Below are 9,606 nucleotides of genomic sequence, written 5' to 3'. Positions count from 1 at the left end.
GCGCCGACGCCGGCGGCCGCAATCCGCCGGACGGCGCCGGGCCAATTCGTCCGCCCCGCGCGGTTGACCGGGCGGCGGACGCCGATTAGCGTGCCGGATCATAGGGATACACCGGCAGCCCACGGTGCGGCGCAGTTCGTCGCGCCCGTGGGCTGCCGGATGAGAACAGCAGGCGAGGGGACACGGCATGGCAGGCAAGACGGTGACGCGCGCCGACTTGAGCGAGGCCGTCTACCACCAGGTGGGCCTGTCGCGGACCGAATCCGCCGCCCTGGTCGAGACCGTGCTGTCGGAGATCTGCGGCTGCCTGGCGGGGGGCGAGACGGTCAAGCTGTCCTCGTTCGGCTCCTTCGTGGTGCGCAGCAAGGGCAAGCGCGTCGGCCGCAACCCCAAGACCGGCGTCGAGGTGGCGATCGAGCCCCGCCAGGTGATGGTGTTCAAGCCCTCCAACGTCCTCAAGGCCAAGATCAACGGCCAGGCGCTCAACGGGCTGGACAAGCACGACGATGACGATTGAGCGGGCCGGTAGAGGCCCACTACAGAGGTGACGTGCGCTCCCTCCCCCCTCTGCGGGGGAGGGTGGCCCGCGAAGCGGGTCGGGAGAGGGGAGCGACGGGGCAGAATGTGGCTCCGGGCCACACATCTGCTCTGTCCTTTTCTGAGCCTGGGTTCCCCTCTCCCGACCCCTGCTGACGCAGGGGCCACCCTCCCCCGCAGAGGGGGGAGGGGACGCGCGGGTCGGTCTGATCTCCCGCTGAGACGACAAACAAGACGCCTCAACTCCCGGTAAGGCTTGAGCCCGGCCCCGCGGGCCGGCAAGATCGACGCCGCCCCGCGCCGCATCAGATAGCCATGCCCCCAGCCCTCGCCGCCGACATGTCCCTCGAACCGATGGCTGAGAAGAGCGCCGGCGCCTTCCGGACCATCAGCGAGGTCTCCGAGGAACTCGACGTGCCCCAGCACGTCCTGCGGTTCTGGGAGACGCGATTCGGACAGATCCGCCCGGTGAAGCGGGCCGGCGGCCGGCGCTACTACCGGCCGCAGGACGTCGAGCTGGTGGCCGGCATCCGGCAGCTCCTGTACGTGCAGCGCTACACCATCGCGGGCGCGCAGCGGGTGCTCAAGGAGAACGGCATCCGCTTCGTCCAGGCGGTCGGCCGCGGCGAGGCCCGGGCGGCCGAGCCCCGGATCCAGGAGGTCGAGGACGCCCCCGAGGCCACCATGCAGGACCTCGCCGACACCCCCGACCGGGCGGCCCTGCGGGACGTGCTCGACGAGCTGCAGGCCTGCCGCGCGCTGCTCGACGCCCTGCGCCGGCCCTACGACCGCGACGTGTAGCGTTCCCGCGGTATCTCGCCCATCGGTTGAGAATGCCGCGCATGCATCTTGCGGATGGGGCGGACCTTCCGGCCCCAAACCGCGTTGTTGCCCGCATGGCCGTGCCAAAACCCAAGCTGTCTCCCAGCCAGGAACTGATGGCCCGCATCATGCGGATCGTCCGCACCTGCCCGGAGGCCGCCTCCGAAGTCCTCGAACTGATGTTCCTGGTGAGCCAGATCGAGGCCGCCACCAACGTCGACCGGGAGTACCGGGACGCCAAGCGGGTGATCAGCCGCCTGCGCAACCCCCTGTGGGAGATGGGCCCGCCCGACCGGGAGAAGCTGCTCGCGGCCGCCGAGACGATCCGCCGGGTCTGCCGCCTGCCCGAGGACCAGATCCCGCCGGTGCCGCTCGCCGATGCCGGCGAGTTCGACGCCGCGCAGATCGCCCGGGTCACCGGCGTCGTCGCCGCGGTGCTGCAGGAATAGGACCGGTTCCGGAAAAGATTCGGCCGGACGCGCGATGCCCGGGGCGGGCATCGCGCGCAAAAACCCTCGACGGCCGTGCTCCGCGTCCCCACATGACCCCTCGACCGATGGCAGGGGAACCGGACATCCGGCCCCGGATCGGCACCGGAGTGACGCCGCCATGACCGCCCTACGTCCGCTCGCCGCGCTGCTCGCAGGCGGCCTGATCCTCGCCGGGACGGCGCAGGTCCCGGCCTTCGCCCAGACCACCGTGATCCGCTCCAAGACGGTGGCGCCCGGCAAGACCGTGCGGCTCGAGATCGCCCCGAACCTCAAGAAGGACTGCACCCCCGGCCCGATGCCGGAGTTCAAGGTCTCGGGCGCGCCCAAGAACGGTTCCGTGATCACCAAGGTCGGCAAGCTGAAGACCCCGGCGAGCTATCGCTGCCCCAACAAGGAGGCGGCCGTGCAGGCTTTGTTCTACCAGCCCAACGGCGGCTTCACCGGCGCCGACGAGGTGACGTTCGAGGTCAAGGGCGCCGACGGACAAGTCCAGACTCACAACATCAAGATCACTGTGGGGGGCTCCGGATCAAAATCCGGCGACGATGCCAAGAAAGAAGGCACGGATCTCTAAGCAGAGGCAGGAAACCCTGGCGCGTGCATAGTTTTTCATCCTAAAATGCCCGCTCGAAGGAGATCGAAATCAACGTTGGAGCACGTCGAGGCCGGGTTTTGGCCAGACGAGTGTTGCAAGCAATCGACAGGCCCGCGGCGCGTTCGCCGCGCTGCGACAAAAGCGGGCCTGTCGGTTGCATCCGAGCCGAGACAGGATGAAGCTGTCAGGGTCTGAGAGGGTTATCGAATGTCGATGCATGCGACGAACGACCTTTTCCAGAGCTTCGCCCGAGGGTACGAGGCCCGCCGCGATACGGAGATGACGCTCTCCGAGTATCTCGAGGCCTGCCGCGACGAGCCGCTGATGTATGCCTCGGCCGCCGAGCGCATCCTGGCGGCGATCGGTGAACCGGAATTCGTGGACACCGCCAAGGATTCGCGCCTCGGCCGGATCTTCATGAACCGGACGATCCGCACCTACCCGGCGTTCCGCGAATTCTACGGGATGGAGGAGACGATCGAGCGGATCGTCTCGTTCTTCCGCCACGCCGCGCAGGGGCTGGAGGAGCGCAAGCAGATCCTCTACCTGCTGGGCCCCGTCGGCGGCGGCAAGTCGTCGCTGGCCGAGCGCCTCAAGGCGCTGATGGAGGTCCACCCGGTCTACGTGCTCAAGGCCGGGGACGAGGTCTCGCCGGTGTTCGAGAGCCCGCTCGGGCTGTTCGATCCCGAGACGATGGGCGACGAGATCCAGAAGCGCTACGGCGTCCCGCGCCGGCGGCTCACCGGGCTGATGAGCCCCTGGGCGCTCAAGCGCCTCGACGAGTTCAACGGCGACATCTCGCGCTTCACGGTGATCAAGGTCCGGCCGTCGCGGCTGCGTCAGATCGCCATCGCCAAGACCGAGCCGGGCGACGAGAACAACCAGGACATCTCCTCGCTGGTCGGCAAAGTCGACATCCGCCGGCTGGAGACCCTGTCCCAGGCGGATCCCGACGCCTACTCCTACTCGGGCGGCCTCAACCGAGCGAACCAGGGCGTCCTCGAATTCGTCGAGATGTTCAAGGCGCCGATCAAGATGCTGCACCCCCTGCTCACCGCGACGCAGGAGGGCAATTACGTCGGCACCGAGAACATCGGCGCGATCCCGTTCACCGGCATCATCCTGGCGCACTCGAACGAATCCGAGTGGCAGACCTTCAAGACCAACAAGAACAACGAGGCCTTCATCGATCGCATCTACGTGATCAAGGTCCCGTACTGCCTCCGGGTCGCGGAGGAGCAGCACATCTACGAGAAGCTGATCTCCGGCTCGGAACTCTCGGACGCGGCCTGCGCCCCCGGCACCCTGGAGATGCTGGCCCGGTTCTCGGTCCTGTCGCGCCTGCGCGAGCACGCCAATTCCAACGTGTTCTCGAAGATGCGGGTCTACGACGGCGAATCGCTCCGCGAGGTCGATCCCCGCGCCCGCTCGATGCAGGAATACAAGGACACCGCCGGCGTCGACGAGGGCATGGACGGGATCTCGACCCGCTTCGCCTTCAAGGTGCTGGCCGCCACCTTCAACCACGACACCACCGAGGTCTCGGCCGACCCGGTGCACCTGATGTACGTGCTGGAGCAGTCGCTGCGCCGGGAGCAGCTGCCGCCCGAGACCGAGAAGAAGTACCTGGAATTCATCAAGACCGAGCTGGCCCCGCGCTACGCGGAGTTCATCGGCCACGAGATCCAGAAGGCCTACCTCGAATCCTACCACGATTACGGTCAGAACCTGTTCGACCGCTACATCGACTACGCCGACGCCTGGATCGAGGATCAGGACTTCAAGGACGCCGAGACCGGCCAGTTGCTGAACCGCGAATTGCTGAACCAGGAACTGACCAAGATCGAAAAGCCCGCCGGGATCGCCAACCCGAAGGACTTCCGCAACGAGGTGGTCAAGTTCGCCCTGCGCTCGCGCGCCCAGCACGGGGGCCGCAACCCGAGCTGGACCAGCTACGAGAAGCTGCGCGAGGTCATCGAGCGGCGGATGTTCTCCCAGGTGGAGGAGCTGCTGCCGGTGATCTCCTTCGGCTCGAAGAAGGACGGCGACACCGAGAAGAAGCACGGCGAGTTCGTCGAGCGCATGGTGGCGCGCGGCTACACCGAGCGGCAGGTCCGCCGCCTGGTGGAATGGTACATGCGGGTGAAGCAGGCCGGCTGAGGGGCGAGGGGCCCGGCGGGGGCGACTCCGACCGGGCTCGGTTTCGACCCTCCGCCGCCACAGTTTCGGACGACCGGCCGGCGAGGCTCTCGGGCCTGCTGCGAAAGAGGGATCCATCCCTCCCTGAACAGCATGGTACGACACGGGGCCCGACCCGGCCGGAACACGCGGACGAGGGTTTTCGCAGCGTATGCACATCGTCGACCGACGCCTGAATCCAGGGGGCAAGAGCCTCCCCAACCGGCAGCGCTTCCTGCGCCGCGTGAAGGACGTGGCCCAGCGCGCCGTGCGCGAATCCGCCCGCGAGAAGGACATCAAGGATCTCGGCAAGGACGGCCGGGTGAGCGTGCCCGCCGACGGCGTGCGCGAGCCCCGGTTCTCCCGCCAGCCCGGCACCGGCCTGCAGGACCACATCCTGCCGGGCAACAAGACCTACGTGGAGGGCGACACGATCGAGCGGCCCCCGGGCGGCGGTGGCGGCCGCGGCTCCGGCGAGGGCGGGGACGGCGGCGAGAACAGCGAGGACGCGTTCCGCTTCGTGCTCACCCGCGAGGAGTTCCTGGAACTCTTCCTGGAGGATCTGGAGCTTCCGGATCTGGCCAAGCGGCGGCTCGCGGTGGTCGAGACCGAGGGGCTGCGCCGGGCCGGCTACACGGTGACCGGCTCGCCCGCCAACCTCGCCCTGACCCGCACCCTGCGCAATTCGATGTCGCGGCGGATCGCCCTCAAGCGCCCGAAGCCCGAGGAGGTCGCGGCGCTGGAGGCCCAGCTCGCCGCGCTGCGCGACTCGGACCCGGGCCGGCCGGACCTGGAACGCGCGCTGCTGAAGTTGCGCGAGCGCGCCAAGCGCATCCCGTATGTCGACCCGATCGACCTGCGCTTCCGCCGGTTCGAACCCTATCCGCGGCCGATCGCGCAGGCGGTGATGTTCTGCCTGATGGACGTGTCCGGCTCGATGACCGAGCACATGAAGGACCTCGCCAAGCGGTTCTACATCCTGCTGCACATCTTCCTGACCCGCCGCTACCGGCACGTGGAGATCGTGTTCATCCGCCACACCGACCGGGCCACCGAGGTGGACGAGGAGACCTTCTTCGGCTCCCGGGAGACCGGCGGCACGCTGGTGTCGTCGGCCCTGGTGGAGATGAAGCGGGTCATCGCCGAGCGCTACTCGCCCGACGACTGGAACATCTACGCGGCCCAGGCCTCGGACGGCGACAACGTCTCCTCCGACGGCCCGACCTCGACGGAGCTGCTGCGGGCCCACATCCTGCCGGCCTGCCAGCACTTCGCCTACCTGGAGGTCGGCGACGAGAACGGCCCCCGGGCCGGCTTCGTGGAGCACCGCACCACCCTGTGGCGGACCTACGAGGCGATCGCCAAGGCGGGCGGCCCGATCGCCATGCGCAAGGTCAACCACCGGCGGGAGATCTACCCGGTCTTCCGCGAGCTGTTCGGCCGCAAGGACGCCCGGGCCGAGGCGGAGGCGTGAGGATGGCCCGCGCCGCGTCTCCCTCCCCCCTCTGCGGGGGAGGGTGGCCCCCGAAGGGGGTCGGGAGAGGGGAGCCCGGTTTCAGGCGCGGGCGCAGCTCTCGTGTAGGCTGGAGCTTAGTTCTTCACCGTCGCTCCCCTCTCCCGACCCCTGCTGACGCAGGGGCCACCCTCCCCCGCAGAGGGGGGAGGGAGTTTCCGTCCCGCGGGTATACGCGACACAGTCGGATCGAACGGGAGGCCGCATGACGCTCGTCAAGGCACGGACGCCCCAGACTATCTCCGGCGGCCAAAAGCCCCTGTTCACCGGCAACGACTGGGACTTCGACACGATCCGGCGCATCCACGACGCCTGCGAGGGCATCGCCGGGCCGGAACTCGGGCTGTCCTGGTATCCGAACCAGATCGAGATCATCACGGCCGAGCAGATGCTCGACGCCTACGCGTCGATCGGCATGCCGCTGTTCTACAAGCACTGGTCGTTCGGCAAGCACTTCGCCCAGCACGAGGCCGGCTACCGGCGCGGCCTGATGGGTCTCGCCTACGAGATCGTCATCAACTCGGACCCGTGCATCTCCTACGTGATGGAGGAGAACACGGCGACGATGCAGACCCTGGTGATCGCGCACGCCGCCTTCGGCCACAACCACTTCTTCAAGAACAACTATCTGTTCCGGCAGTGGACCGACGCGGAAGGCATCCTGGATTACCTGGACTTTGCGAAAAGCTTCATCGCCCGCTGCGAGGAGCGCTACGGCCACCAGGCGGTGGAGCAGGTGCTCGACGCCGCCCACGCGCTGATGAGCCAGGGCGTCCACCGCTACCCGCGCAAGAAGCGACCGGACCTCGCCTCCGAGCAGCGCCGCGAGCGCGAGCGGGTCGAGCACGGCGAGCAGATCTACAACGACCTGTGGCGAACCCTGCCGCAGAAGACCGGCGCGGTGCGGCCGGACCTGGCCGCCGAGCGGCGCAAGGCCCTGCTCGAACTGCCGCAGGAAAATATTCTTTACTTTCTGGAGAAGGTCGCGCCGCGGCTGCGCCCCTGGCAGCGCGAGATCCTGCGCATCGTCCGGCTGGTGGCGCAGTACTTCTACCCGCAGCGCCAGACCAAGGTGATGAACGAGGGCTGCGCGACCTACAGCCACTACCGGATCATGAATTCCCTGTCCGAGAAGGGGCTGATCACCGAGGCCGCCTACCTCGAATTCCTGCAATCGCACACCAACGTGATCCGGCAGCCGAACTACGACGACCGCTCCTATGGCGGCCACAACCCGTACGCGATCGGCTTCGCGATGATGCAGGACATCGCCCGCATCGTGGAGCAGCCCACGGCGGAGGACCGGGAGTGGTTCCCCGACATCGCCGGCACCGGCGACCCCATGGCGGTGCTGCGCGATTGCTGGGCGAACTACCGCGACGAGAGCTTCATCCAGCAGTTCCTGTCGCCCAAGCTGATGCGCGACCTGCGCCTGTTCCACGTGGTCGACGACCCCGACGAGCCGGAATTGCGGGTCGAGGCGATCCACGACGAGCGCGGCTACCGCAAGATGCGCCGCTCCTTCGCCCGCCAGTACGACGTCGCCTGGCTCGACCCGGATATCGAGGTGGTGGACGTGGACCTCGAAGGCGACCGCCGCCTGATCCTGCACCACAAGGCGATCAACAAGATCACCCTGCAGAAGGACGACGCCAAAAGGGTGCTCCAGCACCTCGCCGACCTGTGGGGCTACGACGTGGTCCTCAAGGAGGTCGAGCCCGCCACCGGGACGGTGCTGGGCGAGATCGGCGCCAGCGCGCGGCCGATCTTCTTTTGACCAGGGGACCCGCTGCCATCGCGTGCATGCCTCTTGGCGGCACAGCAACGGTGGCTTTAAGAGTGATCGTCCAAAGGCCTACAGCTCGCACTGCCGGTTAAACATCCACTTTGTCATCCCGGGGCCGCGTAGCGGAACCCGGGATCCATAACCGCCGACAGTTCCAAGGTCCTGCACCGACAGCGGATCTGGATTCCGGGCTCGCCTGCGGCGCCCCGGAATGACAAGGCGGTTCATTCTGAACTGTTTTACCAGGCACGCTGAAGTAGATCGGGCTCGCCGCGACTTCAGGTGGATTTAGCGTCCTGACTGGATTGCCCCAGCCCCCCAAGCCATGCTGCAAGCAAGCATGAGCGCCCCGATCCTCACCCTCGAAGAGACCAAAAATTTCCTCGACCGGGAATTCCCGCAGATGCAGGCGGGCGGGCGCGCCTTCCATCTCGAGGCGGTGGGGCCGCTCACGGCGCGGATGCGGATGGAGGGGCAGGAACGCTTCCTGCGGCCGGGGGGCACGGTGTCCGGGCCGGCCATGATGGCGCTGGCCGATTACGCGCTCTACGCGGCGATCCTCGCCCAGATCGGCCCGGTCGCGCTGGCGGTGACCACGAGCCTGACCTTCAACTTCCTGCGCAAGCCCGCCCCGGGGGACCTGGTGGCCGAATGCCGCCTGCTCAAGCTCGGGCGGCGGCTGGCGGTGGGCGAGGTCGGGATTACCGCGCCAGGCGGCGACGCCCTCGTCTGCCACGCCACCGGCACCTACGCGATCCCGCCCGAACGCAGTTAGGCGCCCGGCCGCGCCTCCGTGAGCCGGGCCGCGTAGCGGGCGATCAGATCGACCTCCAGGTTCAGCCCGTCGCCGGCGCGCCGCGCACCCCAGGTGGTGACCTGGAGGGTGTGGGGGATCAGCAGCACCGAGAAGACGTCGCCGTCCACGCTGTTCACCGTGAGCGAGGTGCCGTCGAGGCAGACCGAGCCCTTCTCGGCGATGAAGCGCGCGAGGCCCGCCGGGGCGCGCAGGGTGAAGCGGTCGCTCGGCCCCCAGGCGCCGGCGGTGACGCTCTCCCGTTCCAAAATCTCGGCGACGCCGTCGACATGGCCGGTGACCAGGTGGCCGCCGAGTTCGTCGCCGATCTTCAGGGACCGTTCCAGGTTGATGCGCGCGCCCGCCGTCCAGCGGCCGACCGTGGTGCGGGCCAGGGTCTCGGCGGCCGCGTCCACCGCGAAGACGCAGCCGCCGTCGGCCGGCTCCACCGAGACCGCGGTCAGGCACGGGCCCGAGCACGCGATCGAGGCGCCGAGCGCGATGGTGGCCGGGTCGTAGGAGGCGCGGATCGCGATCCGCCGCAGGTCGCCTTCGCCCGAGATCGAGACGATGGTGCCGATGTCGCTGACCAGACCGGTGAACATGGATTACGACATCCTCTCGTAGGTGGCGGCCTCGTCGGGGCCGAGCTGCAGCCGCTCGGCCAGCCTGAATTTCTCGCTCGCCAAGGCGACGGTCAGATCCGGTCCGAGCGCCTTCAGGCCGCCCGCCGGGCCGAGTTCGGCCGGTCCCGTGACCAGCGTGCAGGCCTCGATCAGATCGGCCCGCGCCAGGGCGTCGGCAAGGCGTGGGCCGCCCTCGCTGCACAGCCGCGTCAAACCGCGCTCCCCGAGATGCGCCAGCGCGGTCGGCAGCTCGACGCGGCCGGTG

At 68.3% G+C, this 9,606-nt stretch carries 10 protein-coding genes; 8 read left to right on the top strand and 2 right to left on the bottom strand.

What is annotated here, in order from left to right:
* Positions 1 to 187: 187 nt before the first annotated feature.
* The 8 genes from FV228_RS12110 (at position 188) to FV228_RS12070 (ending at position 8,697) form a co-directional block, all read left to right on the top strand.
* The gene (locus FV228_RS12110; protein ID WP_147854850.1) at positions 188 to 517 is read left to right on the top strand and encodes an integration host factor subunit alpha; all 330 of its coding nucleotides are present in this window, start codon (positions 188 to 190) and stop codon (positions 515 to 517) included.
* Between the two features lie 335 nt (positions 518 to 852).
* Complete coding sequence (locus tag FV228_RS12105) at positions 853 to 1,338, top strand: MerR family transcriptional regulator (protein WP_147854849.1); 486 nt, start codon at positions 853 to 855, stop codon at positions 1,336 to 1,338.
* Between the two features lie 95 nt (positions 1,339 to 1,433).
* The gene (locus tag FV228_RS12100) at positions 1,434 to 1,808 is read left to right on the top strand and encodes a hypothetical protein (protein ID WP_147854848.1); all 375 of its coding nucleotides are present in this window, start codon (positions 1,434 to 1,436) and stop codon (positions 1,806 to 1,808) included.
* Between the two features lie 160 nt (positions 1,809 to 1,968).
* The gene (locus FV228_RS12095; RefSeq protein ID WP_147854847.1) at positions 1,969 to 2,424 is read left to right on the top strand and encodes a 4-aminobutyrate aminotransferase; all 456 of its coding nucleotides are present in this window, start codon (positions 1,969 to 1,971) and stop codon (positions 2,422 to 2,424) included.
* Positions 2,425 to 2,652: 228 nt separating this feature from the next.
* The gene (locus FV228_RS12090) at positions 2,653 to 4,605 is read left to right on the top strand and encodes a PrkA family serine protein kinase (protein WP_147854846.1); all 1,953 of its coding nucleotides are present in this window, start codon (positions 2,653 to 2,655) and stop codon (positions 4,603 to 4,605) included.
* 190 nt (positions 4,606 to 4,795) lie between these two features.
* The gene (locus FV228_RS12085) at positions 4,796 to 6,097 is read left to right on the top strand and encodes a YeaH/YhbH family protein (RefSeq protein WP_147854845.1); all 1,302 of its coding nucleotides are present in this window, start codon (positions 4,796 to 4,798) and stop codon (positions 6,095 to 6,097) included.
* 244 nt (positions 6,098 to 6,341) lie between these two features.
* Positions 6,342 to 7,913, top strand: a complete 1,572-nt coding sequence (locus FV228_RS12075; RefSeq protein WP_147854844.1) for a SpoVR family protein — start codon at positions 6,342 to 6,344, stop codon at positions 7,911 to 7,913.
* 349 nt (positions 7,914 to 8,262) lie between these two features.
* Entirely contained in the window at positions 8,263 to 8,697 is a 435-nt protein-coding gene (locus FV228_RS12070; RefSeq protein ID WP_147854843.1) for a PaaI family thioesterase, read from the top strand.
* Here the strand turns inward: FV228_RS12070 and FV228_RS12065 are convergent.
* Positions 8,694 to 9,320 carry a riboflavin synthase gene (locus FV228_RS12065; RefSeq protein WP_147854842.1) on the bottom strand — a complete coding sequence of 209 codons (627 nt, stop codon included), beginning with the start codon at positions 9,318 to 9,320 and terminating at the stop codon, positions 8,694 to 8,696. The two genes, FV228_RS12070 and FV228_RS12065, sit on opposite strands and share 4 nt — an antisense overlap.
* Positions 9,321 to 9,323: 3 nt before the next feature.
* Positions 9,324 to 9,606 (bottom strand): dihydrofolate reductase family protein (locus FV228_RS12060; RefSeq protein ID WP_187277715.1); only part of this gene is annotated, 283 nt, incomplete at its 5' end.

It is taken from the genome of Methylobacterium sp. WL18, from assembly GCF_008040015.1.
Classification (GTDB): domain Bacteria; phylum Pseudomonadota; class Alphaproteobacteria; order Rhizobiales; family Beijerinckiaceae; genus Methylobacterium; species Methylobacterium mesophilicum.
This window is presented reverse-complemented; position numbering and strand designations above follow the sequence as displayed.